This window comes from Candidatus Hydrogenedens sp., from assembly GCA_035361075.1.
Lineage (GTDB): Bacteria > Hydrogenedentota > Hydrogenedentia > Hydrogenedentales > Hydrogenedentaceae > Hydrogenedens.
Genome location: DAOSBX010000006.1, coordinates 56,787 through 83,620 on the forward strand (window position 1 = coordinate 56,787; position 26,834 = coordinate 83,620).

At 34.4% G+C, this 26,834-nt stretch carries 27 protein-coding genes; 10 read left to right on the plus strand and 17 right to left on the minus strand.

The features are described from left to right. The first annotated feature begins 59 nt into the window (after positions 1-59). From alaS to PLJ10_03155, 3 genes are read left to right on the plus strand one after another with little or no spacing between them, the layout of a single operon-like run. The gene (gene alaS / locus PLJ10_03145) at positions 60-2,708 is read left to right on the plus strand and encodes an alanine--tRNA ligase (GenBank protein HOK08636.1); all 2,649 of its coding nucleotides are present in this window, start codon (positions 60-62) and stop codon (positions 2,706-2,708) included. Continuing rightward, positions 2,662-3,597 (plus strand): glycerophosphodiester phosphodiesterase family protein, encoded by a 936-nt coding sequence (locus tag PLJ10_03150; GenBank protein ID HOK08637.1) that lies wholly within the window; start codon positions 2,662-2,664, stop codon positions 3,595-3,597. Before alaS ends, PLJ10_03150 begins: the two co-directional genes overlap by 47 nt. Before the next feature lie 15 nt (positions 3,598-3,612). After that, entirely contained in the window at positions 3,613-4,722 is a 1,110-nt protein-coding gene (locus tag PLJ10_03155; GenBank protein ID HOK08638.1) for a hypothetical protein, read from the plus strand. A gap of 305 nt (positions 4,723-5,027) precedes the next feature. On the opposite strand, the gene zapA is transcribed toward PLJ10_03155, so the two are convergent. The 17 genes from zapA to queG form a co-directional block, all read right to left on the minus strand. Further along, positions 5,028-5,345 carry a cell division protein ZapA gene (gene zapA, locus PLJ10_03160; GenBank protein HOK08639.1) on the minus strand — a complete coding sequence of 106 codons (318 nt, stop codon included), beginning with the start codon at positions 5,343-5,345 and terminating at the stop codon, positions 5,028-5,030. Between the two features lies 1 nt (position 5,346). Then, a complete protein-coding gene (locus tag PLJ10_03165) occupies positions 5,347-5,637 on the minus strand; it encodes a hypothetical protein (GenBank protein ID HOK08640.1) in 291 nt (96 codons plus the stop codon). Between the two features lie 6 nt (positions 5,638-5,643). Continuing rightward, a complete protein-coding gene (gene pheT / locus PLJ10_03170) occupies positions 5,644-8,037 on the minus strand; it encodes a phenylalanine--tRNA ligase subunit beta (protein HOK08641.1) in 2,394 nt (797 codons plus the stop codon). 1 nt (position 8,038) lies between these two features. After that, a complete protein-coding gene (pheS, locus tag PLJ10_03175; GenBank protein HOK08642.1) occupies positions 8,039-9,055 on the minus strand; it encodes a phenylalanine--tRNA ligase subunit alpha in 1,017 nt (338 codons plus the stop codon). Positions 9,056-9,084: 29 nt separating this feature from the next. Next, on the minus strand, positions 9,085-9,759 hold the full coding sequence (locus PLJ10_03180) for a YggS family pyridoxal phosphate-dependent enzyme (protein ID HOK08643.1): 675 nt from the start codon (positions 9,757-9,759) through the stop codon (positions 9,085-9,087). 10 nt (positions 9,760-9,769) lie between these two features. Further along, positions 9,770-11,206 (minus strand): hypothetical protein, encoded by a 1,437-nt coding sequence (locus PLJ10_03185; protein HOK08644.1) that lies wholly within the window; start codon positions 11,204-11,206, stop codon positions 9,770-9,772. Between the two features lie 14 nt (positions 11,207-11,220). Then, positions 11,221-12,063 carry an ABC transporter permease gene (locus PLJ10_03190; protein ID HOK08645.1) on the minus strand — a complete coding sequence of 281 codons (843 nt, stop codon included), beginning with the start codon at positions 12,061-12,063 and terminating at the stop codon, positions 11,221-11,223. Then, entirely contained in the window at positions 12,047-13,018 is a 972-nt protein-coding gene (locus tag PLJ10_03195; GenBank protein HOK08646.1) for an ABC transporter ATP-binding protein, read from the minus strand. Before PLJ10_03195 ends, PLJ10_03190 begins: the two co-directional genes overlap by 17 nt. Positions 13,019-13,137: 119 nt before the next feature. Beyond that, the gene (locus PLJ10_03200) at positions 13,138-14,115 is read right to left on the minus strand and encodes a hypothetical protein (GenBank protein HOK08647.1); all 978 of its coding nucleotides are present in this window, start codon (positions 14,113-14,115) and stop codon (positions 13,138-13,140) included. A 43-nt stretch (positions 14,116-14,158) separates the two neighbouring features. Further along, the gene (pssA, locus tag PLJ10_03205) at positions 14,159-15,040 is read right to left on the minus strand and encodes a CDP-diacylglycerol--serine O-phosphatidyltransferase (protein ID HOK08648.1); all 882 of its coding nucleotides are present in this window, start codon (positions 15,038-15,040) and stop codon (positions 14,159-14,161) included. Then, a complete protein-coding gene (locus PLJ10_03210) occupies positions 15,037-15,699 on the minus strand; it encodes a phosphatidylserine decarboxylase family protein (GenBank protein HOK08649.1) in 663 nt (220 codons plus the stop codon). Before PLJ10_03210 ends, pssA begins: the two co-directional genes overlap by 4 nt. Further along, on the minus strand, positions 15,696-16,400 hold the full coding sequence (gene radC / locus PLJ10_03215) for a DNA repair protein RadC (GenBank protein HOK08650.1): 705 nt from the start codon (positions 16,398-16,400) through the stop codon (positions 15,696-15,698). Before radC ends, PLJ10_03210 begins: the two co-directional genes overlap by 4 nt. A 22-nt stretch (positions 16,401-16,422) precedes the next feature. Beyond that, positions 16,423-17,271: a peptide chain release factor N(5)-glutamine methyltransferase gene (gene prmC / locus PLJ10_03220; GenBank protein ID HOK08651.1), complete on the minus strand. Its 849-nt coding sequence runs from the start codon at positions 17,269-17,271 to the stop codon at positions 16,423-16,425. Between the two features lie 8 nt (positions 17,272-17,279). After that, positions 17,280-18,371 carry a peptide chain release factor 1 gene (gene prfA, locus PLJ10_03225; protein ID HOK08652.1) on the minus strand — a complete coding sequence of 364 codons (1,092 nt, stop codon included), beginning with the start codon at positions 18,369-18,371 and terminating at the stop codon, positions 17,280-17,282. A gap of 32 nt (positions 18,372-18,403) precedes the next feature. Beyond that, entirely contained in the window at positions 18,404-18,628 is a 225-nt protein-coding gene (rpmE, locus tag PLJ10_03230; GenBank protein ID HOK08653.1) for a 50S ribosomal protein L31, read from the minus strand. A gap of 90 nt (positions 18,629-18,718) precedes the next feature. After that, a complete protein-coding gene (locus tag PLJ10_03235) occupies positions 18,719-20,239 on the minus strand; it encodes a 2-isopropylmalate synthase (GenBank protein HOK08654.1) in 1,521 nt (506 codons plus the stop codon). 133 nt (positions 20,240-20,372) lie between these two features. Beyond that, positions 20,373-21,296 carry a tRNA epoxyqueuosine(34) reductase QueG gene (gene queG / locus PLJ10_03240; protein ID HOK08655.1) on the minus strand — a complete coding sequence of 308 codons (924 nt, stop codon included), beginning with the start codon at positions 21,294-21,296 and terminating at the stop codon, positions 20,373-20,375. A 79-nt stretch (positions 21,297-21,375) separates the two neighbouring features. Here queG and PLJ10_03245 point away from each other — a divergent pair, with 79 nt between their 5' ends. The 7 genes from PLJ10_03245 to PLJ10_03275 all read left to right on the plus strand — a co-directional run bounded on the left by PLJ10_03245 (position 21,376) and on the right by PLJ10_03275 (position 26,733). Next, the gene (locus PLJ10_03245; GenBank protein HOK08656.1) at positions 21,376-21,759 is read left to right on the plus strand and encodes a DCC1-like thiol-disulfide oxidoreductase family protein; all 384 of its coding nucleotides are present in this window, start codon (positions 21,376-21,378) and stop codon (positions 21,757-21,759) included. 82 nt (positions 21,760-21,841) lie between these two features. Beyond that, positions 21,842-22,315, plus strand: coding sequence for a PaaI family thioesterase (locus PLJ10_03250; GenBank protein HOK08657.1), 474 nt, complete (start codon positions 21,842-21,844; stop codon positions 22,313-22,315). 22 nt (positions 22,316-22,337) lie between these two features. Then, positions 22,338-23,387 (plus strand): S-methyl-5-thioribose-1-phosphate isomerase, encoded by a 1,050-nt coding sequence (mtnA, locus tag PLJ10_03255; protein ID HOK08658.1) that lies wholly within the window; start codon positions 22,338-22,340, stop codon positions 23,385-23,387. A 42-nt stretch (positions 23,388-23,429) separates the two neighbouring features. Continuing rightward, the gene (locus tag PLJ10_03260) at positions 23,430-23,666 is read left to right on the plus strand and encodes a hypothetical protein (protein ID HOK08659.1); all 237 of its coding nucleotides are present in this window, start codon (positions 23,430-23,432) and stop codon (positions 23,664-23,666) included. 137 nt (positions 23,667-23,803) lie between these two features. After that, positions 23,804-24,505 (plus strand): (d)CMP kinase, encoded by a 702-nt coding sequence (cmk, locus tag PLJ10_03265; GenBank protein ID HOK08660.1) that lies wholly within the window; start codon positions 23,804-23,806, stop codon positions 24,503-24,505. Then, positions 24,502-26,199, plus strand: a complete 1,698-nt coding sequence (gene recJ / locus PLJ10_03270) for a single-stranded-DNA-specific exonuclease RecJ (protein HOK08661.1) — start codon at positions 24,502-24,504, stop codon at positions 26,197-26,199. The genes cmk and recJ overlap by 4 nt, the downstream gene beginning before the upstream one ends. Positions 26,200-26,355: 156 nt before the next feature. Next, positions 26,356-26,733 (plus strand): response regulator, encoded by a 378-nt coding sequence (locus tag PLJ10_03275; GenBank protein HOK08662.1) that lies wholly within the window; start codon positions 26,356-26,358, stop codon positions 26,731-26,733. Positions 26,734-26,834 lie beyond the last annotated feature (101 nt).

The following is a 26,834-nucleotide window of genomic DNA, read 5'->3' on the forward strand; positions in this document are numbered from 1 at the left end:
TTTTGATAAAATTATATATATTTTTTTAATCCAATCCCCTTAATCATGGAGACAATGCAGTGAAAAGTTATGAAATACGAAAAAGTTTTTTAGATTTTTTCAGAGATAGAGGACATGTTATTGAAAAAAGTGACTCACTCATTCCTAAAAATGACCCAACGTTGCTCTTTACAAGTGCTGGAATGGTTCAATTCAAGCCTTATTACACTGGGGAAGTACCTGTTCCATATCGTAGAGCCTCCACCGTTCAAAAATGCTTAAGAGCGGGTGGAAAAGCAAATGATTTAGAAGAAGTGGGGAAAACTTCTCGTCACTTAACCTTTTTTGAAATGCTTGGCAACTTTTCTTTTGGTGATTATTTTAAGCGTGAAGCAATCCATTGGGCATGGGAATATTCAACACAAATCATGAAGATAAAACCCGAACAAATCTGGGTATCTGTATATGTAGAGGATGACGAGGCATTTAATATCTGGAATAAAGAGATTGGCGTTCCAGAAAAAAGAATCGTAAGAATGGGAGCAAAAGATAATTTTTGGGGACCTGCTGGTGATTCAGGGGCATGTGGTCCTTGTTCTGAACTTCTTTTTGATAAGGGCGAAGAAGTTGACCCTAATGCGACCCCAGAAAATGACCCACATGAGCGGTTCCTTGAGTTTTGGAATTTGGTTTTTCCTCAATATGACCAGCAACCCGATGGAACAAGGTTACCATTAAAGAATAGAGGAATTGATACAGGTATGGGACTGGAGCGAATGTGTCTACTGCTTCAAAATAAACCTACAGTTTTCGATACCGACGTACTTTTCCCAATTATCGAGGCAACACAACAAATTGCAGATTCTACATATAAAGGCAACCCCGTTCCTTTTCGGGTTATTGCAGACCACATTAGAGCATTGTCCTTTATGACTGCTGACGGAATTCTACCTGCAAATGAGGGGAGAGGTTACGTATGGAGAAGAATATTGAGACGAGCTGCACGCTTCGGCAGAGAGATTGGACTGACAAAACCGTTCTTATTCCAGATTTCAAAAGTTGTAGTAGAAAATATGGGAAAATACTATCCTGAGCTAATTGAAACCCAAACGCAAATTGAGAAAATCATTCACCTCGAAGAAGAACGATTTGGAAGTACTCTTGCAAGGGGAATGGATTTATTAAGAGAGCTGTTCGAAGACATGAATAGCAAAGGAGAAAAGCAAATAGCTGGAGACATTCTTTTTAAACTTCACGATACATACGGTTTTCCACTTGATATTGTTAAAGATATGGCAGAAGAACAAGGTTTTGAATTAGATGAAAAAGGTTATATAGACGCTAAAGAGAAACAACGCGAATTAACCCGCAAAACATGGGTAGGAAGTGGTCAACAAGAAATTTCTCCTATTTATCATCAAATTTTAACCCAATACGGCGAAACAGAATTTATAGGTTATCAACAACATACAAACGTTAGTACTATTGTAGCCATAATTAAGGAAAACAAAATTGTAGATGAAATACAAGAAGGGGAGGAAGCATACATTATTCTCAACAAAACCCCATTCTATGCAGAAAGTGGAGGACAGGTAGGTGATACGGGCTCTTTGACAGGGTTGGACGGGAAAACATTGATTGACATAACCGATACAAAAAAAGTGTTAGATAAATTATTTGTACACTATGGAAAAGTTATAAATGGTAATTTAAAAGTTGGACAGGAAGTGAATGCAATTATAAACATAAAAAGACGGCTTACCATACAAAACCATCACACCGCCACACATCTCCTTCAGGCAAGTTTGAGGGATATTTTAGGAGAACATGTCCATCAATGTGGTTCTTTAGTATCTGAAGAACGGTTACGTTTTGATTTTACCCATTTTGAAGCAGTAGGTTATGAACGACTTTTAGATATTGAAAAATGGGTCAATGAAAAAATACAGGCAGATTATGACGTTGAAATTTTATACCTTCCTATAGAAGAAGCTAAAAAATTGGGGGCTATGGCACTATTCGGAGAGAAATATGGAGACATTGTACGTGTTGTCAAAATTAACGAAATTAGTACCGAATTTTGTGGAGGATGCCATGTCCCAAAGACAGGTGTTATTGGAGGATTTAAAATCATATCAGAATCATCCGTCTCCGCAGGGGTTAGGAGAATAGAGGCTATATGTGGTGAGCCTTTTATACAATGGATACAAAAAACAGAACGAACAATAAAAGAGTTGGCAGAATCATTAAATACCACTCCTGAGCTACTATATGATAGAGTTTTTCAAATCATTGATGAAAATAAAAAAATAACAAAAGAATTAGAGAAATGGAAGCGTCAAGCTCTGTTAGGTGAGGGGAGAGATATATTGAAAAATCTTCGCACTATCGATGGCATAAATTACATCACCTTACAGATGGAGAATGAAGATATAGACCAGGCACGTTCCCTTGTAGACCACTTAAAAGATAAAATCAAATCAGGCATTGTAGTTATAGGAATAAAATATGAAGATAAAGCCACGTTTTGTGTCGGTGTAACAAAAGATTTAACGAATAGATTTAGTTCGTCAGAAATAGTAAATCAATTAGCCCAAATTGTAGGAGGTAAAGGTGGCGGTAGAAAAGATTTCGCCCAGGCAGGCGGTAAAAATATAGAAAAATTCAATGAGGCAATAGAAAATGTCCCTAAAATTATTAGCATCTATGCAAAACAAAATAAGTCTTAGTTTTGTTGCTATTATCTTATGTAACCTTGTACTGTTTCATATTTCCTTCAGCGAAACTTATGTATGTGCACATAGGGGAGACGTTAAAAATGCCCCAGAAAATACAATCCCAGCCTTTAAATCAGCAATAAAAAAAGGGGCACACATGATTGAGTTTGATGTAAGAATGACAAAAGATGGGCATTTAGTTCTAATGCACGATGCAACAGTAGACAGAACTACGAATGGGAGTGGTAAAGTCTCTGAACTTACAAGTGAAGAAATCTATAAGTTAGATGCAGGAATTAAATTCAATCCCTCTTTCGCAGGCACGAAAATACCTTCTATGGCAGAAGCAGTAAACGAAATACCTTATGGAACTCTTTGTAATGTTCACGTATATGGCGATGATTTTGTGACAGAAGTAGTTGCAATAACATTAAAACAAATGGGGCATTTAGGGCATTGCTTTATAGCATGTAATAATGAAGAACAAGTGCATTCCGCACGTAATAAAGTAGAAGACATAAAAACATGTTTAATACCAAAACCGAACGAGAAACGCAGTGATTTCATTGAAAGAGCAATTAAACTAAAAGTAAATTATGTGCAAATCAATATAGTTCAGGGGTTTGATGGATTAAAAGAAGATGTGGAAAAAGCACATAATAACAACATCAAGGTTAACTTTTTTAGTGCCCAAGATGAGCCAAACATCCGAAAACTTGCAGAAGCAGGTGTTGACTATATTCTTACAGATAATATCGATTTATGTTTTGAAGTATTAAAGAGTTATGGTACAAAACCGTTAATAATCGATAATGAAAAATCTAATAATAGTGCCCCTACTTTAGTGCCAACTCTCTCTTTTTTGAAATATTATCCTTTATATAAAATCAATGAAAAGTAAGAAGAGGTATTTAGTATGCCATATCCACAATTTGATAGGTTTAAGATTCATTTCAAGCCACTTAAAGAAAGAAAGGATAAAGTTTTTATTGAAAAAGACGCTGTTTATCCCGATAGCGACCCCAAAACACCATTAAATGAATTGTCATCAAAAATAATTAATCAAACCATTGACCGATTAATTAAAGCGAAGGAAGAAAACAAATCAAGAATGCTTGTTTTCGGAGCCCATACCATAAAAAATGGACTATCACCAGTAATTATGTGGCTATTAGAACATAACTGGGTTACTCACATCGCAACAAACGGTGCAGGTATCATCCATGATTGGGAATTTAGCTATCAAGGGCATAGTAGTGAAGACGTTAGAACAAATGTTAGTAGGGGAGAGTTCGGTATCTGGCAGGAAACTGGTTTTTTATTGAACCTATCTATTGTTGTTGGTGCATGCGAAGGTAAAGGTTATGGTGAGTCTGTAGGGGCATTTGTTGAAAACGAAGGATTATATATTCCATCAAAAGAAGAATTAAAAGCAATAATTTTAAATAATATTGATAGAAATCCTGATATTTGTGCTTCCGCATCAGACCTCTTATCAAAAATAAACGAGTTCTCAATCCAATCAGGTTTCATGAAAATACCTCATCAATATAAAAAATACGGCTTACAGGCATGTGCTTATCGGTTAAATATACCTTTTACTGCCCATCCTATGATTGGTCATGATATTATATATACTCACCCTATGAATACCTGCTCTGCTATTGGTAGAGCATCTCAAAGAGATTTTCTTACTTTTGCTCATTCCGTATCTAATTTAGAAAATGGGGTCTATTTAAGTATTGGTTCAGCGGTTATGTCACCAATGGTATTTGAAAAATCCCTTTCTATGTCTCAAAATGTTTCTATTCAAAAAGGTAAACCAATAACAAATCATTTCATTGTTGTTGTAGATTTACAAGAATCAAAATGGGATTGGTCTCAAGGTGAACCACCTATGGACAGACCCGAATACTATCTCAGATTCAATAAATCCTTCTCAAGAATGGGGGGGACCTTCCGCTATTTAACCATGGATAATCGCGATTTCCTACTTCATTTAGTTCATAAACTGAAAGAAAAATAGAAAATTCTTATTTCTGAAAACAGACAATGTCGATTAAGTACAAAACGTATTTAAATTGAGCATGATTTTTTATAATCCAAAAATATAAAAAATAAACCATAACAAACATTATAATATTTGTAAGTAATTGTTATCAAGTAGTTTATAATAATAATATAATATTATTATTTATATATTATATTGACATAAATAGGAATTTATAAAGAATGTCATGTTTTATTTAATTTGTTATAAATGAAACATAATATATATTATCAGACATTATTTATACCATAAAAATTAACATTTTATCATTCTTTTTCTCTTTAATCTTGGTCCTTTCCCATCCTCTCTTTAATTTTGTCTATAATCTCCGATGTTTTATCTGTCATTTCGTTCATAATATTTTCAATTTGTTTTTCATAACTTTTTATTTTCTCTTTTTGTTTTTCTAATTCTACCAAATATTCATAGGCAATTCTTAAAGCAAACATTTGAGTTCTTGTTAATTTATAATACGTTTTTAACTCCTCCATTCTATTTTCAATAGTTTTAATAAGCTCATTTGTTTTTTCTATATTTTTATAAACTGGAATTTCCACATCATTGTTATATATCTTTACTTTTATTAAATCTTCTTTCATATTAGTCTTTGAACTCCATCTCTAAAGTCTTTAAGATTCCGTCTATATTATTCAATTTTAATATAATATCTTTACAATGGTCAAAAATTAACTGTAATTCTTCATTTTTTTGAGAAAGTTGGTCAAGATTCGTTTTAAGTACATTTATTTCACTTTTAGCAGACCATAGGTTTTTCATCAAATCGGCATATTTTGATTGTAAATCTTCATAATCACGTAAAAGTAAATCAATTAGAGATGCAAGGTCAGAAAAATTATTGTAAAAATTATTTATAGAATCTTCTAAGGACATAAAAAATTAACGAATTTGAGCGTTTAATTTACTTTCTAACTGTTGTATTATTGTCTGCATTAATTGGTCAATTTCATTGTCAGTTAGTGTTCGTTCATCACTACAAAAGGTAAAACCTAATGCAATACTCTTTTTGCCTTGCGGTACCTGTTCACCCATATAAACATCAAAAATTTCTACTTTTCTTAATATCCCCTCCCCTACCGATTTAACAGTATTGATTATTTCTGAAGAAGATAAAGAACGGTCAACTAAAATTGCCAAATCACGGGATGTTGACGGAAACTCTGACACTGGTTTATATATCTTTCTTTTGGATGGAACCATAAATAATTTATCTAAACAAAATTCTGCAATATATGTATTCTCATTTATTTCAAGTTCGTGAGCAATTTTAGGGTTGATTTTACCTAAATGCCCTACATCCTCATTCTGAATAATATATTTCAATGCTTGTCCTGGATGAAAAATAGGAAAATCTGTTCTTTCAATACGATATGTTAAACATAATTCATTAAAAATGTCGTCAAAAATACCCTTTAAATCATAAAAATCATATAATTTGCGGTTTTGAAAACACCATAGACGGGGTTGAGCCATTCCAGATAATAAAATAGATAACATTTGTGGCTCTTTGGGTAATAGTTCATTTTCATGTGGTAAGAATACGGGACCTATCTCAAATACTGATAAACTCTCTTCTAAATGATTTTTCTGAGCAGTTAGTAGTAAATTAGGAATAATAGAGGTTCTAATAGTTGATAAATTTTTAGATAATGGATTTTGTAGTTCTATCATATTTAAATAATAGTCAGGAAATTTTAACTGAATCATGAGTTCAGGGTTTGAAAATGTCCAAGAAAAGCATTCCGTTAAACCTTTATGAACCAAAAGTGTCCTTATTTCATGTATTTTCTTAAAAGTAATATCAAATACTGCATCTGATTGCCGTATCTTAGGTAATGTGCTTGGAATTATGTCATACCCATAAAATCTTGCTATTTCCTCAATAAGGTCTTCTTCACGGGAAACATCATGTCGCCATGTTGGGACTTTTAGTTCGATTTTTTCATTAGTTTCACTTATTTTTTCAAAACCCAGGTCAATTAGTGTTGTCTTCTGATATTCCTTATCTATATCAACACCTAACCTTTTTTGGGTTTTTATATATCGAAGTCCAACTGATTTTTTTACTATCTTCTTTGGGTATTCGTCTAATATACCTTTTAATATTTCACCACCTGCCAAATCTTGTATAAGTTCTGAAGCTCTATCAATAGCCCAAATTACCATTTCGGGGTCTGCACCTCGTTGAAAATGTTGTGCCGCTTCTGTAAGAAGATTATGAGCACGAGCAGTTTTTCTTATGGACACAGGGTCAAAATAGGCACTTTCTAAAAATACATCGACTGTATTATCATCCACTTCACTGTCTGCACCTCCCATTATTCCTGCTAATGCTTGTGGATTATGAGCGTCTGCAATAACCATTTGAGAGGAATTTAATTGCCTTAACTCTCCATCCAAAGTCCGTATGGATTCATTATCTTTTGCAAGTCTAACAACTATTCGTCTTTCACTAAGTTTGTTTAAGTCAAAAGCATGTAGGGGATGTCCCGTTTCCAATAATACAAAGTTTGTTATGTCTACTACATTATTAATAGGTCTTTGTCCTGCACTTGTCAGTTTTCGAACTAACCAATCTGGAGAAGGTGCTATCTTTACATTTCTGATAACTCTTCCTGCATATCTCGGGCAAATATCGGGACATTCAATTGTTACACTTGAAACAGTTTTTACATCAATATCCGTTTCTCTTATATTTAACTTTGGTCGATTTACGGGAATTTTGTAATAGGCTGATAATTCCCGAGCCAAACCTAAATAACTTGCCCAGTCTCCCCTATTTGGGGTTACTTCTATTTCAAAAATGACATCATCTAACCCCAAAACTTTTTTAATATCCTCGCCAATAGGAGCAGTACTATCTAAAATAAGAAGTCCTTCCGAATCCTCCTCTATTTTAAGTTCTGCTCCTGAACACATCATTCCAAAAGATTCAACCCCTCTCATTTTCCGTCGTGTAATCTTAAAGCCTCCTGGCAAGACCGCACCATCTATGGCGGTAGGGACTTTATCCCCTACCTTCATATTTTTAGCACCACAGATAATTTGCAATGGTTCTCCTTTTCCTATGTCGGTTTTACAGACAACTAACTTATCTGCTTGTGGATGAGGTTGTATATCAAGAATCTTACCAACAAATACATTTTCAATTTCTTTGCCTGGTTCCTCAATACTCTCAATCTCCAAACCGAGCATGGTCATTTGCTCCGCTAATTCTTTGGGACTAACAGGGAAATCACAATATTCTTTTAACCATTTTAATGAGACTTTCATACTAAAATTGCTCCAAAACTTTCAGGTTATTGTCAAACAATAAATTTATCGAAGGAATGGCATATTTCAACATTGCCATTCTATCTATTCCGAAACCAAATGCATACCCCTGATATTTCTCATTATCATAGCCTGCATATTCAAAAACTTTTGGATGCACCATTCCACAACCCAAGATTTCAAGCCAACCACTATTTTTGCAAACCCTGCATCCTTTACCTTTACAAACAGTGCAGGATATATCCATTTCTGCGGAAGGCTCGGTAAATGGGAAATAATGTGGTCTAAATCTTACCGCTGTGTCCTCACCAAAGAACTTACGTACAAAATACATAAGAGAACCTTTTAAATCTGCAAATGTAATGTCCTCATCCACTAAAAGCCCTTCCATTTGATTGAACATTGGGCTATGACTCGCATCGTTGTCTACCCGATACACCCTTCCAGGAACAACTACCGCAACTGGTGGCTTCGTCTTTTCCATTACTCGCATTTGTACAGGAGATGTATGTGTCCTTAACACAACACCTTTCTTAACGTAGAATGTATCATGAACATCACGGGCAGGATGGTCTTCTGGGGTATTTAAACTTTCAAAATTGTAATACTCTGTTTCAACTTCTGGGCCACTGGCAACTTGAAACCCCATCTGCACAAATATACCAACAATTTCATTCATTACCTGATTGATAACATGCATGTGTCCCCTACCAATTGTTCTACCAGGCAGGGTAATGTCTATTTGTTCTTGTTCAATTTTTCGTTGTAACTCTTTTTCTAACAATACATTATGTTGATTTTCAATAGCCTCAGTAAGTATCTTTTTTACCTCATTAGCAACACTCCCTATTTTAGGTCGCTCTTCGGGGGGGATACTACCCAATTGCTTTAATACTTCTGTTATTTTTCCTTTTTTTCCAAGAAATTCGACTCGTATTTGTTCGAGTGCTTCTGTTGAATCTGCTGTTTTTATTTTTTGTAGTGCTGTTGCTTTAACTTGTTCCAGTTCATTTATCATTTTTCATTTCCTATAAAACTGTTTTTTATCTATCCAAATATGGCTCTACCTAAACGAATTTCTGTAGCACCTTCTTCTATGGCTATCTCATAATCATCACTCATACCCATAGAGAGAGTTTCTAATTTGTATTTATCTCCTATATCCTTTAACTTACTGAAAATGTTACGTAATGTCTTTTCATCTGCGTTCAATGGGGCTATGGTCATCAAACCTCGTATGATTAATGTATGATATGAACTTATTTTATCAAATATATCCTCAAAATCTGATACCCGAAAACCGTGTTTTGTATCTTCACCCGAAATGTTTAGCTGTATTAAGATAGGAACTTCAGTAATGCCTCTTTCCATCGCCTTTTTATGTAATGTTTCAGCTACTTCTATTCGGTCTACAGAATCAATATATTTACAACAATCTAATATACTTGGTATTTTTCTTCTCTGAATAGTGCCTATCATATGCCATTGAATTTCATTAGAAAGTTGTTTGGCTTTTTCTGAAAGGAGTTCTACCCTATTTTCTCCAAAATGTTGTATCCCCATTCCATATACTGTTTGGATGTCATCTATATCTGCTGTCTTTGTTACTGCGACAATAGTAATTTCATTTTTATTTGTTTTACGTTTTGACTTTGCTTTTTCTATCTTTTCTCTTATTATTTCTAAATTACACCTTATATTTTCATATTTCATACTGGTCATAAATTTGTTTTTATCCCTCATTTGGGATTTGTTCTGGCATACCCTGACAACGGTCACCTTCTGCTTTACGAAGAACTGCCTTCTTTTCAGAAACGGTTAGCGGTAACTTTGCTTCCTGTTTTATGCTTATTATCAAGTCCGATGCTTCATCAAAATTACTTGGACTTTCCCACCGTGCTTTATCAAGAACAGCAATAGATTCAAGATATCTTCCTTCATTATATAAGTCCATTGCATCCATTAGAAGAAGTCGATACATCCCATAAGGGTCATCTTCTTCATTAACTAACTTATTCCAAATTTCCTTTGCTTTATCTTTGTAACTTTTTGCCTCTTCTAATTTTGCTTGCTTTTCACTCGGGTTGTTTATTGCTTCCGCTTCTTTTATTATTTCCTGTGCCTTTTGTTCATAAATTTTCCCTTGATTCCTGAGAATAAAGCGTCCAGCAACGGGATTATCTGGAAATCTCTGTTTATAATCCTCCCAGCCTCTTAAAGCATCTTCATATTGCCCATTCAACTCTTGGCAGATGTATAACTGCCTTCTGACCCATCGTTCGTGGGGAACACGAACAGCCTCCGTTAGATAACGAACTGCATTCGGATAATCATTCATCTTATTTTTATAAATAGCAAAGCCGAGGTCGAAATACAACTTATAATCCCTGGGATTATGTCGTATTCCATTTTTTAAGAAATCAATTGCCAAATAATAAAAGGTCTCTTTTTCACCAACACATGCTTTATATTTTGGGCTCCATTTTTTCAATTGTTGGGGCGTATCGGTAAGTTTAGCAGTTGCATTATATGCAAGATGCCACGCACCAATAAGATAGGCTTCAACAAAATTGGGGTCTAATGCAACACAGGTTCTCATCAAAGGCACCATTCTATATAACAATCCTTGATGCCAATATCTGTCCACTTCTAACCAGATAAGGCTTGCTGCAATCTTTCGGAAACCGAAAAACAAATTGAATATGTTTACTCCACTTGCTTGAGCCTCTGCGTACCCAATTTCTCTGTTAAATTGAATTTTACCATCACGCAGACTTTTCAAAAATTCATTACGTAACTCTCCAAATTCCTTTGTTGATACTACCTGCCAAATGAGGGCATCATTTTCAATGTTTCCAATGATATTTGCAAAGTTTTCTTTTGCTGAGAGAGAAGCATCTATAGTGCTTTTTATAGTCTCGTTCTTAGAGAGGATGGGTAATGCTTTCTCGGATACATTCTCAAATAATTGCATATCCACATATTTGCTCGATTTGCTCTCCTCCTCGGAACTCTGGAAAAGTCTCTGCTGTGTGCCTACCGCAAGAACCCAACGATAAAAGGCTTCACACTCTCTCAAGTACTCAACTCTATTACCTTGAATTGAGCCTAATACAATAAAGGTTATAAATAAAATTAATAAAACAATATTTATGAGTTTATCATTCATAGTTATTTTCTACATTATACTTCACGTTTTCTGAAAATCCAGTATGCCAGAATATATCCACTTACAGCGTAGATTAATCCATACAACACCAATTGAGGAATTAATACATCTGTAGGTGGGTCGTTAGGTTGTGAATTAATAATTTGTGTTTTAAGGCTAAATCTTTGTAAGTCAGGGAGAATATTCCACAGCAGGTAAGCAATGTATCCAATAAGTGAGTCAAACCATTCTCCTGTTTGACCTGAACGATTGTATACATCTTTTAGATATTCTGTAAGGCTACCTGTTATATAAATAAAGAGTCCAGCAATTGTTGGTAAAACTGATGAACTTGCTGCACATGCTATTGCGAATGTTAGAGCGGATACAATAAGAAACTCAAAATAGGTTAAGAAAACAGACCATAATAACAATGTCGGAAGTATCCTTTGCTTAATATAAAGAGCAACGAAGAAGAGGCCTCCCATTAAGCAGAGATTCATAATAATAATTAATTGGGCACCTAAGAATTTCCCAAAAAGATACTGAAACCGACGTACAGGTTTTGAGAGGATGGTATAGATAACTCGATTCTCAATCTCTGAGGGGACAACAGATGCAGAAATGAAGATAGTTATCAATATTCCAAAAATAGATATTGTTGTTACACATATATCTTTAATTAATTTTAGGTCCATATCCGTAGTTACATCACCTACGGTTGCTTGATTAATAAATGATGTCATAAATGTAGCACCAAAAATAACCAACAAACTTAAAATTAAAAAACCTACTAACGTTTTGCGTCGGAGACCTTCTCTCCATGTGTAAATGGCGATAAACCATGGACCTTTTATAAAATCAATCAACATGTTCATTGTTTTTGCTCCGTTCTAATTTTGCAGTGTTAACAACACGAACAAATAGTTCTTCAAGGGTTTCTCTTCTTGGCGTTATACTTACTAATTGAAGTCCTACTGTTTTTCCCAATTCTATTGTATTGTAGAGTTCCTGGTCATCTTTAACCTTCAAATATATTCTATCTTCAAGGTTATCTACTACATCCCCTCCCCTATCTTTAATTTCTTGAATCCTTTCATCGGTTGCATTAGCAAATTCAAGGATACGTTCTTTTGAAATTAACAATTCATCTAATGTCCCTGAAACCCGTAGAATTCCGTTGTATAAAATACCCACCCGATTTGTAATCATCTCGACCTCTAATAATTCATGACTCGAAATAAACAATGTTTTACCTGCATCTCTCAAACGAGAAAGAATATCCCTTATCTCTTTCCGAGCAATAGGGTCCAACCCTGTGGTTGGTTCGTCTAATATTAATATTTGTGGGTCGCTAATGAGGGCTTGAGCCAAACCTATCCGTTGACGCATTCCTTTAGAATACCCTTTTAGCATTCGACGTCGTGCATGTTTCATGCCCACTATTTCTAAAACTTCATCAATACGTTTGTTTAATTCCTTCCCTGTTAAACCATAAAGTTGGCCGTAAAACTTTAAGATTTCCTCACCTCTTAAAAAATCTGGATAATAAGAACCCTCGGGAAGGTAACCAATATTCTTTTTAACTTGCGGGGAATAAATATCTTTTTTCCCCATGATTTTTATTTCACCTGATGTCGGAAAAATAAGACCTAATAAAAGCTTGATGGTTGTTGTTTTACCAGAACCGTTAGGTCCTAAGTAACCAAATATTTCAGAGGGGAAAACTTCTAAGTTTAATTGTGTTAAGGCAGAAACTTGTTCACCTCTGAAACCCGTATCATATACCTTTGTTAAATCTTTTGTTTGAATAACAGGTTCGGGATTTGACATAAAAACAGAAAACCTTTTTAATTATTTTAGCAGGGGTACAAAATAAATAATGATGTTAAATGATACTCTAAATACCCCTTTCTTTTCAAAAATAGACCATTGATGATTATATTAAAATATCAATTGAACGATGCTGATTTCTTATCCTCAGCCTTTCTGATTTCTTCTTCTAAAACCTCAGGATTAGGTAAATCATAGTCCCAATACTTTACAATTTTGCCATTATTTAAATAGACAAGTCGTGGTGGCTCTTTTCCAATAAGACTAAAAAACAAACGAACTTTATCCCCAAGTGAATATATTGGGAAAATAGGCTGGATTTTAGTTATAAACTCTTCTTTCTCCTCCTGAGATTCTTCGAGACATAATGCAATAAGAGGTGGTAAATTTCCATATAAAACATATTGATTTAATTTTGGAGCCTCCTCTAAACAATGGTCACATCCAAAACTAACTAATGCTATTAGATAGTCACCTTCTCCTAAATTATATGTTTTGTTCTCTATTTCCAAAACCATCCCAGCATAAGGGCTGAGAGAGTCGCTCTTATTATTTTGTGTTTTTATCTTTTCCTGATTTAGTTTGTTAATACTGACAGACAAGGTAAGACCCCAAATAATCAAAAGGGGTATCACAAAACGTAGGCTATACTTCTTATCTTTGACTATTTCACCATGTTTCACACCAGTGAAACATAGAATAGTAAAAAAAATAAACATTAAATTTTTTAAGACGGATGTCCCTGGACCAACTTCAATCCGTCCAAAACATCCACAGTCTTTTAAGTCGTTAAATATCCATCCATAAAGAATTAAACATGTAAAGATAAATAACAAGGCTAAATTAGCCCCCATTGAGAGTTTTCTATATGGAAATGCTAATAAAAACAATACCCCTATCGTAATTTCAATAAGTATTGTTACCACAGCAATAAAAGGTAGTAGTTCTTTATTGGTAATAACTCCATACGCATATATCTGCACACAAAACCGATTTATCTCTATAACTTTAAGTACTGCACTGGTTATAAATATAAGCCCTAAAATTATTTCTATATAACGCAAAAAATTATATTTATATATGTATGATTTAAGCATAGCCGTATAAAATCCTGTTTAAAATAACAACATCAGAATTCGCTTATAAATTCTTTGGGAGGGGGTCTTTTACTATTTTTGCTTCTTTTTCTTTGTCTTTTTCAGAGGTTGTGGACAAATACTGATATAAAGTATCGCCAAGTCCAAAGCCGACATAAGTCAACATAATAGGGAACAATACAATTGCAATTGAAGTAGTCATTGCATAATGAATAATTGCAATAACAAATGCAGTGATTGCTAAAGTAATAAATGCTGGTTTAGGTGAAAATATAAAATATTTTAATCGGTCTTTGGGATACCTTACAGAACTAACCATTAAAAGAGCTAGAATAACTGCTACTGGGCCTAATGCATAGAAAGCAAATGGTCCCAATTTATGAAGTTCAAGACGTGGTTCAAAATAATTAATAAACAGAACAAAAGCGGCTAATGTTCCTCCTGCGGCGGGAGACGGTAACCCTCGGAAAGAATCTCGAAATTCTACTTCATACGTGTTAAACCTTGCTAATCTCAAAGCAGCACATATTACATAAATGATGGCCATATATGAACCCGTTTTACCGATGATAGATTCAGCTCTTGGTGATATAGGTAGGTGAAATTCTGCTGGTAAATATGCCATAAATACCAATATCCCAGGGGCGACTCCAAATGTAATTAAGTCACTAAGACTGTCATACTGTTTTCCAAATTCGGAAACGCTGTTGGTTAACTTTGCAATTGTGCCATCGAGGGAATCAAAAATTATTGCTAACAATATAAAATATGAAGCTTTTTCAAATTCAGAGCCAATACTTGCAAAGATACTCGCTATCCCTAAGTAAAGGCTTATCGTCGTAAAAACGCTTGCCAGAACATTTATAGGTCTACGAGTTTCTTTTTTTACTCCATTTTTTTGTTTCTTCTTCTTTGGGTTCATCATAATTTGTTAAACTTTCCTATAATAGTGGCACCAGCATATACTTTATCATTTATTTTAACATATATTTTGACATTTTGCGGTAAGTATAGTTCTACTCTGGAACCAAACTTTATCATGCCAAATTTTTGACCTTTCTTTAGAAACATTCCTTCTTTTACAGGACATACAATTCTACGAGCAATTTTCCCTGCAATCTGTCGAATAGTAATATACCCTTCTGATGTTTCTAAAAAGATAGCATTAGACTCATTCAAATCTGAAGCCTGACTTTTCATGGCATTCATAAATCTTCCTTCTTTATAACGTATCTTTTTAATAACTCCGTCAAAAGGAACACGGTTTACATGGGCATTAAAAATAGACATAAAAATGGCTACCCTTAAACATTTGCCATCATAATATTCTGTATTTTCGATTTCTTTAATTTCTACGACAGTCCCATCAGCAGGGGAAATAAATTCATTGTCGGCTGATACGATACTTCTTGGAAAATCTCTAAAAAAAGATAGTATAAAGCCTGAAATTATAATCAAAATTACTCCGATAATAAATAAAGGCTTATACGCTATATATCCAAGATATAAAAGTGAGCATCCAATAAGGAAACAAGGGATATAATATTTGGCTCCAACAATCCATGCATTAATTGTATTATTCAAAAGATGCCCCTTTCTTTTAAGCTTAGATATTTTCCATCACCAAAAATGATGTGGTCTAACAGTTGAATTCCTAAAATGTTTCCAGCGTCTACAAGTTGTTTTGTTATGTCTATGTCTGCTTGACTCGGTTCTACATCCCCAGAAGGATGATTATGAGTCACAATAACATTAGAAGCACCTATCCGCACCGCGTCACGAAAAACATCTGACGGGTTTGCTATAGTATTATCTAACCCACCATGTGACACTTCTACAACTTTTAAGACATCATTCCTTATATTTAACAAAATACACTTAAAATGTTCTGTTTCGTAATTTTTATATTCATTCATTAATAAATGTGCAACATCCTCAGGCTTTTTGATTCGTTGCACAGGTCCACGTTGATACTCAACAAGTCTTTTTCCTAATTCTAATGCTGCTTTCAATTCTATAGCCTTTACTTTCCCAATGCCCTTTACTTTTGTTGTTATTTCTTCAATAGATGCTTGAGAGAGTTTTTGTAAATTCCCAAAGGTATTTATTACCGCCTCTGCAAGTGCAACTGCACTTAATTCTCGTGTACCTGTTCGAAAAAGAACTGCGATTAACTCCGCATCTTTCAAAGCTTTCGGTCCTAAACGCGCTAAACGTTCACGCGGTCTTTCCTCTAACGGCATATCTCGGATAGTTTTGCTGTAATGAAATGATTCTTTTTCCATAATTACTTAGAACCTGTTTCTTTTAGTAATTCCATTTTCCTATAACAACCCTTGGTAGTGATTGCAGATCTAATAAAGTATTTATTTCTTCGTAATTATTAGTACTTAATAAATTCTCCACATTATCGTTTTGATTCTCTCCTATTTCCATTAAAAGATAACCACCTTTGTGTAGGTAATAAATACTTTCTTGAATTATATGCTTAATTATATCTAACCCATTATCCTTACTGAAAAGTGCTTTCGAGTCCTCAAAATCTTTTACCGTTGGCGGGAGTTTTTCACGGTCATTCTCTGAAATATAGGGTGGATTGGCAACAATAAGGTCATATTTTTCCTTCCGGTTCAAGGACTGAAATAAATCTGCAACGATAAAATAAATATTTACTTCATTCATTTTTGCATTGTCTTGTGCAAGTTCTACCGCCTCATGATTGATGTCAAGGGCAAAAATATTGGTTTCTTTTCTTATATTCTTGGCAATAGCAATCGAAATACACCCAGTCCCAGTGCAAAGTTCTAAAATTCTGACTTTATCCTTTCCACCTTTTTCTATGAGTTCTAATGATTTTTCTACAAGGAGTTCAGTTTCGGGTCGCGGAATGAAGATAGGTGGAGATGTTTTTATTTTTAGTCCAAAAAATTCAGTGAAGCCAAGAATATAGGCAAGTGGCTCGTGTTTTTTTCTACGTTGGACCCAATCTTCAACTATGGGTGGAATTTTTATGTTCTCCTTAATTTTTACTAATAGTTCTGCCCTGCTTATATTTAAGGACTGCGACAAAAGTAACTCTGCTTCAAATCGTGGATTATCAGAGATTGATGATAACTCGTCTGTAATTTTTTTTAAACTTTCCCAGAGGGGAGTCATGATAATTTTTATTTGGTAGTAGAGATTTCAGTTTCTGTTATTTGAGCAAGTCGTTCTGCCTGGTCCGCAGCGACAAGTGCATCAATAATGGGTTGCAGTTCACCATCTAAAATTTGGTCAAGCGAATACAAAGTTAAGCCTATACGATGGTCTGTAACTCTATTTTGTGGAAAGTTATATGTTCGAATGCGTTCGCTACGGTCACCAGAACCCACCTGTATTCTTCGATGCTCTGACCTTGTAGTTTGTTCCTGATGAATTTTAATATCCAATAGTCGAGAACGTAGGACTTTCAATGCACGTGCTTTGTTTTTATGTTGTGACCTTTCATCTTGACACGTAACTACAATACCCGTCGGAATATGGGTAATACGGACTGCGGAATCAGTCGTGTTTACTCCCTGACCACCATGCCCAGAGGAGCGATACACATCAATATGCAAGTCTTTAGGGTCAATTTGAATATCTATTTCATCTGCTTCTGGAAGAACTGCTACTGTTACAGCGGAGGTATGAATACGACCTTGAGCCTCTGTTTCTGGGACACGTTGAACTCTATGAACGCCACCCTCATATTTTAACTGGCTGTAAACCCGAAATCCTGAAATTTGAAAACATATTTCTTTATATCCACCAAGTTCTGTCGGATGTTCATCTATAAGTTCAACTTTCCACCCTTTCTTTTCTGCAAATCGTGTATACATACGGTATAAATCGGCAACAAACAGTCCTGCCTCTTCCCCACCTGTTCCTGCTCTTATTTCAATAATTGTATTTTTTTCATCATTCGGGTCTTTAGGTAATAATAAAATTCGTAATTTTTTCTCTAATTCTACTAATTGCTCCTGCAAACTATTCTTTTCTTCCTGGGCAAGTGAAATTAATTCTGGGTCTGTTTCTTCTCTTAATATTTCCTCGGCATGATTAAGGCTTTTTTCACATGATTCATACTGTTGAAAACTTGTTACAATTTCTTCCATCTCTTTTTGAGCACGAACAAGTCGCCTATAGGCTTCTGGGTCGCTTACTATTTCAGGTAAAGCCATTTTCTCATGAAGCCGTTCATATTCTTCATTGATGGCGCGTAATTTATCGCGCAAAATGGTATCCATATTATATAGGGGGGCTATCTTTAATTAGATTGGGGTTTTTGTGCTGACTTTTTAGCATATTTCTTTTGAAATCTCTCTACTCTTCCTTCACTATCAACAAATTTTTGTTTACCTGTGAAGAATGGATGACAATTTGAACATATTTCTACATTGATATTAGGTTTTGTGGCTCGTGTTTTAAATGTATTGCCACAAGCACATTTTACAGTTGCTTCAACATAATTAGGATGGATACCTTCTTTCACTTTTTAATCTCCTTTATTATATTTGGTTACCCCTCAAAAGAGAACATATTATACCATTATTATAACTATTTTATCAAAAGGTTGATATGACTAATATTCACCTAAAGCACCTTTGATGGCAAGATACTTATTCACTGCGTTTAAGTATGCTTTTACTGCCGCCTCAACAATATCCGTGCTTGAGCCATTACCCGTAATCTTTTTACCATTAAATTTTACGACCAATGTCGCTTCACCAATAGCATCTTTCCCCGGTGTTGTTGCACGAATATCGAATTGTTCTAATTGTCCCAACACCCCTGTAATTCGTTCAATTGCTTTACATGCAGCATCCACAGGACCATCTCCAATAGCAGTGTCCATAAATACTTCTTCACCTTTTCTCAATTTTACTAAGGCTGTATAAGGGTCATGTCCCGCTGTTCGTACTTGCTCTAAATGATATGTTTCAATCTGCTCTTGTTGTAGTGAAACAATTAACAACAATATATCTTCATCATATATTTCTTTCTTCCGCTCAGCCAACACCATAAATTTTTCATACAGTTTATCTAATTCTTCCTTGCTTAAATTATAGCCCAGTTCTTCACAACGTTTTGCCAGTCCTGCCCTACCAGAATGTTTGCCCAAAACAAGGGTTGAACGGACATTACCAATTAATTCTGGTGTTATTATTTCATACGTTTTCGTATTTGCAATTACACCATGTTGGTGTATCCCCGATTCATGAGCAAAGGCATTCCGTCCCACAATGGGTTTATTATATGGCACTTTTAAACCTGTTAATTTTGATAACAAATTGCTGGACGGCATAATCTCTGTGGTAATGATATTACATGTGTATGGGTAAATGTCGTGCCGTGTATGTATAATCATTACTAACTCTTCCATAGAGGTATTACCAGCTCTTTCGCCGATACCGTTTACTGTGCATTCAATTTGACGTGCCCCACCTTCTAATGCTGCTAAAGCATTTGATACCGCTAAACCTAAGTCATTGTGATTATGACATGAAAAAATAACATGCTCAGGAGGTTGGACTTTTTCTATAACATAGGCGAACATCTCTTTTATCTCGTTCGGAGTTGTATAACCTACGGTGTCTGGTAGATTTATAACATCTGCACCCGCATCTATTGCCGTTTTTGCCAAATCCACTAAAAAATCCCAACGTGAACGGGTAGCATCTTCTGCTGAAAATTCAACCCTTTGTATGGCACTCTTCGAAAGTTTCACTGCTTCCTTTGCTCTTTGCAAAACTTCCTTCGGTGTCATCTTTAGCTTATATTCCATGTGTATTTCAGAACTCGCAATAAAGGTATGGAGTGTCGGTTTTTCTGCATGCTTCAAAGCATCTATTGCACATTTAATATCTGCATCAAGTGCCCTTGCAAGTGCAGCTACACGACATTTTTTTATTGCACCTGCTATTTTTTGAACTGATTCAAATTCCTGTTTCGACGCTATTGGAAATCCTGCTTCTATGGTATCTACACCCAGCTTTTCCAGTTGCAATGCCATTTGATACTTTTCTTGAGCATTCATACTGGCACCAGGTGATTGTTCACCATCTCTTAATGTTGTGTCAAAAACTTCAAATTTAATACTCATATAACAAATCTCCGATTTTGTTTCAGGTAGGTTCGAAAGCTAACAAGTAATTATTATAACATAAAAATTTTTGTTTATTAAATTAATAATTTTATAATAAATGCTAAATTTATAAACTTATATCAGGATAAAATTATTCCTTGTTTTTTTGATAAATAGCAATATTTCTCTTAAATCCATTAAATTCTATCCTTTTGATTGGTAATTCCGAAAATAATTCAATGAATTCATGTTCACCAATTTTATATAAATCTTTTTCTTTAAGGCATGTTGCTAAATTACAATCATAGTTTGTTTTTATCTTTCGTTTTTTATTCCAAGGGCAAACTCTCTGACAAATATCACAACCAAAAATAGTAGTTTTTATTTTGCTTTTGATAATGTCAGGTATTTCACTCTTATTTTCAATAGTATGATATGATATACATTTGTTACAGTCTAAAATCCCTTCTCTGTGGATAGCTTGCGTAGGGCATGCTTCAATACAAATAGAACAATTTCCACATTCATAGGTTACTATTGGGTCAGGCTTTAACTTAATATTCGTTGCCAATATCCCAATTAAAAACCACGAACCTAATTCAGGATTAATGATAAGTGTATTCTTACCCTGCCATCCTAATCCAGCACGAATAGCCCACGATTTTTCATGTATCGGTCCTGTATCAACTGATATTTTATACTCAAACCTATCTACAATAGTTGATATAAAAGTTGCCAAATTGTTTAATTTACTTTTTATATCTTCATGATAATCTTTTGTGTGAGCGTATAGTGCAATTTGAGAAATATCACAGTTATGATAATAATCCTTCCCCACAACAATAACTGATTCGGCATTAGGATACCATCTTTTTATTTCCGCCCTTATGTCAACACTTTTTTCAAACCATGACATTTGTGCATGATAACCAAAGCTCACCCATTTTCTTAAATGCTCAACAGTATTTACCTCATTAACCATTGCAATACCACACAAATCTAATTCCAAATGTTTTGCTTTTAACTTAATAATTTCTTCGAGAGGTTTCTGAAATTCATTAGTTCTTGGGGTCATATATGCTCCAAAAATAGCTATATGGAAACAATTAGGCTGTATCTATTGTTTTATTGTTATAAAATGGATTATTTAAATTATGAAACCTATATTAATTTACGATGATTCTTGTGAATTATGTAATAATCTCGTTAAGTATTTAAATAAAAAAGACAATCAGTTATCCACAAAAATTGAGTTATTAGAATCATCAAAATTAAGAAGTCACTCAACTCGTATTTTAACTAATAAAGATAATGTTAATAAATCCATTCACTTTATTGTAGATAACAATACTATTCTGACACAGATACCTGCAATTCAAAAAATATGTAGCACAGTGGGTATATTTCCTTTTTTCTCTTCTATCAAATCACCTTTTTTGATTGCAATACTTAATGTATTTTATCGTGGAGTTGCATATTTTAGAAAAACACATGTAATAAGTTTATTGGGACGTCTATTGTTTAGGGTTTTAAGATAATATTGTAGTTTTTCATAATTTTTTTTATAATACTCCCGTTATAATTACCTTCCAATGTTTTCAATTTACAAGGAGAAGTATTATGGACTTAAAAAAATTACCTACCTATCCATATTGTTTTGTTTGTGGAACAAAAAACGTATCGGGTCTACAATCTCAATTCTTTATAGATGGTGAATATACGTTATTACCAGTAAAATTTACAGATAAACACACTGGGTACCCTGGTTATGCACATGGAGGAGTTGTATCCTCAGCTATTGACGAAACGATGGCGTGGTCTTCAGCACGTCACTTCAAACGAATGTGTGTTACTGCAGAATTTACAGTCCGATTTTTAAAAAGAGTTCCTTTAAATAAAGACCTACTTGTCAAAACATGGATAGTAAAAGGGCATCGACTTTTAGCATATACAGAAGGTGTTTTAATAGATATCGAAAATAACGAAATATATGTCAAAGCCTCTGGAAAATTTATGCCAATCACAGAAGATGAAACACAGATGGTAGATGAATTTTTATGTTATGATGAAAATACAGAAAGAGTATTCCTTTAACTAATAGAAAAGTGGAATCAAAATGAAACCGAGAATAAAACCGATTATATGGGACAATCGCAAATTAAAAATTATAGACCAAACCTTACTTCCAAACACCCTTGAATATATAGAAATTGAAACAATAAGTGATGCAGAAGTAGCTATAAAACAATTAAAAATTCGCGGGGCACCTGCATTAGGTATTTTTGCTGGATTTACACTTTTTTCAATTCTATATCACCAAAATCCAAAAAGTGCAGAAGAAGCTTTAGCAATACTGTTTCCATTAGCGGATAAGATAAAAAAAACAAGGCCAACTGCTGTCAATCTATTTTGGGCAACCGATAGAATGTTAAAATGTGCAGAATTTCATAAAGAACAAGACATCAATGAATTTATGGCAATATTAGAACAGGAGGCATTAAGCATATATGAAGAAGAGACAAACGCCTGTAAACAAATTGGTATAAATGGAAACACATTAATTGAAAACCATGCCAATATATTGACCCATTGTAATGCGGGTGCACTTGCCACAGGCGAGTATGGGACTGCTCTATCCCCTATTTACATTGCTTTTGAAAATGGAAAGGATGTTCATGTCTATGCCGATGAGACACGACCTCTACTCCAAGGGGCACGACTTACAGCATGGGAACTACACTATTCAGGAGTTCCAGTCACTCTTATTTGCGATAATATGGCAGGACAAGTTATGAAAGAGAAAAAAGTTGATTTAGTTATTGTCGGTGCAGACCGCATTGCTAAAAATGGTGATACCGCTAATAAGATAGGAACATATTCCCTTTCAATTTTAGCCAAACATCACAATATTCCTTTCTATGTATCTGCTCCTATATCAACTTTTGATTTAAATATTTCTAATGGTTCACAAATACCAATAGAACAACGTGACGCAAAAGAGATTTATCTATGGAAAAACGAGATAATTGCACCCCAAAATATCCAATTTTACAATCCCGCTTTTGATGTTACGCCCGCAGAGAATATAACTGCATTTATAACAGAAAAAGGACTAATATATCCGCCCTTTGAAGAGAATATCGCAAAAACAATAAATATTTTGTAGATATGCTAAGTTAGTTAGGGTATAATGTATCAAGGTGGTTATATGACAAGTAAAAAAACAGTTTTTGCTACAATTGGTTTCGTTTCAAGTTTGACCTCCCTTACAACAATTACAATACCTGCCTTGAGTTGTATATTGGTTATTATTGGCTTTATATTTGCACTACTTGGCAAAGGCGGTATTCATAAGGGGATGACAATCGCCAGCATTGGAATGTGTCTATTTGCATTTATTTTTGATATGATTTATTTGTATATTGTCCTAATAGGAAAAGCATAAGAACCATCAGTTTTAAATTAATTTTTTTATGGATTAAAGGTTAATGTTCTTGTTATAATATGAGAGGATTTATATAAATAAATATTATTGACATTAATTTAAATTATGAATAAAACAAAAATAAGAAAAAGGATAACATGGAGATTGAACAAAGAGCATTATCTGAAATAGAAAATGTTGTTGCCATAGACGGACCTGCTGGTGCAGGAAAAAGTACCGTTGCTCGCCTTTCAGCGAAGGAATTAGGATTTCAATATTTAGACACTGGGGCGATGTATCGTGCAGCGACATGGTGGGCTTTAAATTCTAATGTCGATATAGACAATCCCAATGAAGTTGCAGAACATACTAAAAAAATGGAATTGGATTTAATACCATTTGAGGAAGGGTTAAAGGTTATAGTCGGTGGTATTGATATAACAAAAGAAATACGAACCCCTGAGATTACAAGATTTATCTATAAATTAGACGAAAATCCACAAGTAAGAGAACACCTCGTTTATCTTCAACAACTTTTCGCTATAAAATATTCAACTGTGGCTGAGGGCAGAGATATGGGCACAGTTGTTTTTCCCAAAGCCAAATGTAAAATTTATATGGACGCAAATCAAGAGGTTCGTGCACACCGAAGACAAAAAGAATTAGAGAAACGGGGAATTTTTATTTCCATCGACAAATTGTTAGAAGAAATTGCAGAGCGAGACCGCCGTAACATGGAGAGGGAACATTCCCCTTTGCGTAAAGCCGATGATGCTGTCTACTTAGACACATCTAATTTAACAATTGAGGAGGCAACCAATTACGTTGTCCGTTTAGCACGAGAACGATTAATACAATGAACAGTCTTGAACAAAATATTGTTTGGAAAATAAACGAATGGAATCACGAAAAGGTTCAAGAGATTTCGAACCAATTAGAGATTCCACCAATTATAGCTCATCTTTTGATTAACCGTGGTATTGATACACCAACTAAAGCAGAGGAGTTTTTCAAACCATCCGTTAATCAAATTATATCTCCATTCTCTTTGAAGGGTATGGATAAAGCAGTCGAAAGAATTATTCAGGCTAAAGAAAAAAATGAAAAGATTTGGATTTTTGGTGATTACGATGTTGATGGTATTGCAGGAACTGCCATATTAACTCGTGGGTTAAAGCGATTCGGAATAAAAGAAGTTTATCCGATACTCCCTGAAAGAATATCAAATGGTTATGGTCTAACTCCTGAAATCGTTGAAGACGCTAAGATTAAATCTATAAATTTAATTATAACGGTAGATAATGGTATATCAACTATTCCAGCAAGTTTAAGGGCTGAAGAATTAGGGATAGACATTATAATAACCGACCATCATATGCCAGCAGAAGAATTACCGAAAGCAAAAAGCATTATTAACCCCCGTCTGGAAGAACCTGACCATCCGAGTATAAATCTATGCGGTGCAGGCGTAGCTTTTAAGCTGGCATTGGCTCTTAACGGTTCTCCCAATGACCTTGATTTAGTTGCCCTTGCGACAGTTGCTGATGTCATGCCATTAACAGGAGAGAACCGAACCTTAGTGGCTCTTGGATTAAAACATCTATCAAAATATAAGAGGACAGGACTCCGGGCTCTTGCAGAAATGTCAAACATATCATTGGATGATATGGATGTTGAAAAAATCTCTTATGGGTTGGCACCACGAATAAATGCAGCGGGTAGATTGGATAACGCATTTAAATCTTTAGAGTTATTGCTATGCGATGACGAACAAAAGGTTATGGCGTTGTCTCAAGAATTAATTGAAGCAAATGAAGAGCGAAAAAATATAGAAACAGAAATCCTTAAAGACGCAATTTCAGAAATAGACGCATGTGTAGGAAAGGATGCCCATGCCATTGTCCTAACCAGAAAAAATTGGCATCAAGGCATCATTGGACTTGTCGCAAGTCGCCTTGCCAATCGGTATTCTGTGCCAGTGGCTCTCATTACAGTAGATGATAAGGGTATTGCCAAGGGGTCTATAAGAAGTATTTACGGAATTGATATTATACAGGTGTTAAATCAATGTAGACATGTCTTAGAACAATATGGTGGCCATAAATTAGCAGCAGGATTTACCCTACTTGAAGAAAATATTCCTATCTTTACAGAACTTGTAAAAGAGTTGATTGCACAAGAACGTAAAAAAGAAAAAGAATTGTTAGTGTTAGAAATCGATAGTATATTAAATTTTTCTCAGATTGATTCTCCTTTTCTTCAATACTTACAACGGTTTGAACCAACGGGGTACGGAAATTCGCCTCCCCTATTTTGTACTACAAAAGTTGAAGTTATCCCTCATACCGTTCAAATTTTTAAAGACTTACACATTCGTATGGCTTTGAAACAAGATAACAAAATATTTTATGGCACGGGATATTTCCTTGCAGAACGTTTCTTTAGAGAAACCTCCACAAAATTTTTAGATATTGTTTATACACCTAAAATATCTACATCTAAAATTTATGGCGGTTGTCAATTGATTATCAAAGATTTCAAACCGTCCGAATAAATATTTGATTGATATAATTATTTTAATTATAATAATAATAGTATGTAATTTAGATTAAAAAGAAATTGTTTTTTTGTAAAAACAGTTCAATTAAGTAACGTTTATATAAAATAAAGTGTAATTTATGATATTATATTAAATGAATGGAGAAAGATAATGGACAAATATAAGATTTTAGTTGTGGATGATGAGCCTGATGTGGTCGAATTTTTGGAAAAAACCTTAAAAGGTGAGGGCTATCACGTAATTACTGCATACGATGGAATATCGGCTTTAGATTTAGTTTCAACAGAGAAACCCGATATTGTTTTATTAGATTTAATGATGCCAATGATGAGTGGTTATGAAGTATGTGAACAAATAAAATCTAATCCTCAAACACAAAATATACCTGTTATATGTGTAACCTCTGCTCATACACCTGATGCTCGTGCTCATAGTCTTCAAGTAGGAGCGTCGGATGTGATTACCAAACCATTTTACCCCAGCGAACTATTAGTCCGAATTAAACGGCATCTACAACCAAATAACTAATATTCATAATGCAGGGTATGTTTTCACAATGTTATTTGACGGATATAAATCATTTAAGATAATATGAAATGTTTAAAATAAACTTTTATAAAGGTTAGATA

What these genes read in the sequence shown, in the direction of transcription:
- PLJ10_03195 (HOK08646.1), bottom strand. Translation starts at nt 13,018, where the DNA reads ATGTCAAATCCCGAACCTGTTATTCAAACAAAAGATTTAACAAAGGTA.
- PLJ10_03165 (HOK08640.1), bottom strand. Translation starts at nt 5,637, where the DNA reads ATGTCCTTAGAAGATTCTATAAATAATTTTTACAATAATTTTTCTGAC.
- PLJ10_03190 (HOK08645.1), bottom strand. Translation starts at nt 12,063, where the DNA reads ATGAACATGTTGATTGATTTTATAAAAGGTCCATGGTTTATCGCCATT.
- PLJ10_03235 (HOK08654.1), bottom strand. Translation starts at nt 20,239, where the DNA reads ATGAGTATTAAATTTGAAGTTTTTGACACAACATTAAGAGATGGTGAA.
- pssA (HOK08648.1), bottom strand. Translation starts at nt 15,040, where the DNA reads ATGATGAACCCAAAGAAGAAGAAACAAAAAAATGGAGTAAAAAAAGAA.
- recJ (HOK08661.1), top strand. Translation starts at nt 24,502, where the DNA reads ATGAACAGTCTTGAACAAAATATTGTTTGGAAAATAAACGAATGGAAT.
- mtnA (HOK08658.1), top strand. Translation starts at nt 22,338, where the DNA reads ATGAAACCGAGAATAAAACCGATTATATGGGACAATCGCAAATTAAAA.
- pheS (HOK08642.1), bottom strand. Translation starts at nt 9,055, where the DNA reads ATGATAAATGAACTGGAACAAGTTAAAGCAACAGCACTACAAAAAATA.
- PLJ10_03200 (HOK08647.1), bottom strand. Translation starts at nt 14,115, where the DNA reads ATGCTTAAATCATACATATATAAATATAATTTTTTGCGTTATATAGAA.
- PLJ10_03275 (HOK08662.1), top strand. Translation starts at nt 26,356, where the DNA reads ATGGACAAATATAAGATTTTAGTTGTGGATGATGAGCCTGATGTGGTC.
- cmk (HOK08660.1), top strand. Translation starts at nt 23,804, where the DNA reads ATGGAGATTGAACAAAGAGCATTATCTGAAATAGAAAATGTTGTTGCC.
- PLJ10_03185 (HOK08644.1), bottom strand. Translation starts at nt 11,206, where the DNA reads ATGAATGATAAACTCATAAATATTGTTTTATTAATTTTATTTATAACC.
- queG (HOK08655.1), bottom strand. Translation starts at nt 21,296, where the DNA reads ATGACCCCAAGAACTAATGAATTTCAGAAACCTCTCGAAGAAATTATT.
- prmC (HOK08651.1), bottom strand. Translation starts at nt 17,271, where the DNA reads ATGACTCCCCTCTGGGAAAGTTTAAAAAAAATTACAGACGAGTTATCA.
- PLJ10_03250 (HOK08657.1), top strand. Translation starts at nt 21,842, where the DNA reads ATGGACTTAAAAAAATTACCTACCTATCCATATTGTTTTGTTTGTGGA.
- PLJ10_03260 (HOK08659.1), top strand. Translation starts at nt 23,430, where the DNA reads ATGACAAGTAAAAAAACAGTTTTTGCTACAATTGGTTTCGTTTCAAGT.
- PLJ10_03180 (HOK08643.1), bottom strand. Translation starts at nt 9,759, where the DNA reads ATGACCAGTATGAAATATGAAAATATAAGGTGTAATTTAGAAATAATA.
- PLJ10_03150 (HOK08637.1), top strand. Translation starts at nt 2,662, where the DNA reads ATGTCCCTAAAATTATTAGCATCTATGCAAAACAAAATAAGTCTTAGT.
- PLJ10_03245 (HOK08656.1), top strand. Translation starts at nt 21,376, where the DNA reads ATGAAACCTATATTAATTTACGATGATTCTTGTGAATTATGTAATAAT.
- zapA (HOK08639.1), bottom strand. Translation starts at nt 5,345, where the DNA reads ATGAAAGAAGATTTAATAAAAGTAAAGATATATAACAATGATGTGGAA.
- radC (HOK08650.1), bottom strand. Translation starts at nt 16,400, where the DNA reads ATGGAAAAAGAATCATTTCATTACAGCAAAACTATCCGAGATATGCCG.
- PLJ10_03155 (HOK08638.1), top strand. Translation starts at nt 3,613, where the DNA reads ATGCCATATCCACAATTTGATAGGTTTAAGATTCATTTCAAGCCACTT.
- pheT (HOK08641.1), bottom strand. Translation starts at nt 8,037, where the DNA reads ATGAAAGTCTCATTAAAATGGTTAAAAGAATATTGTGATTTCCCTGTT.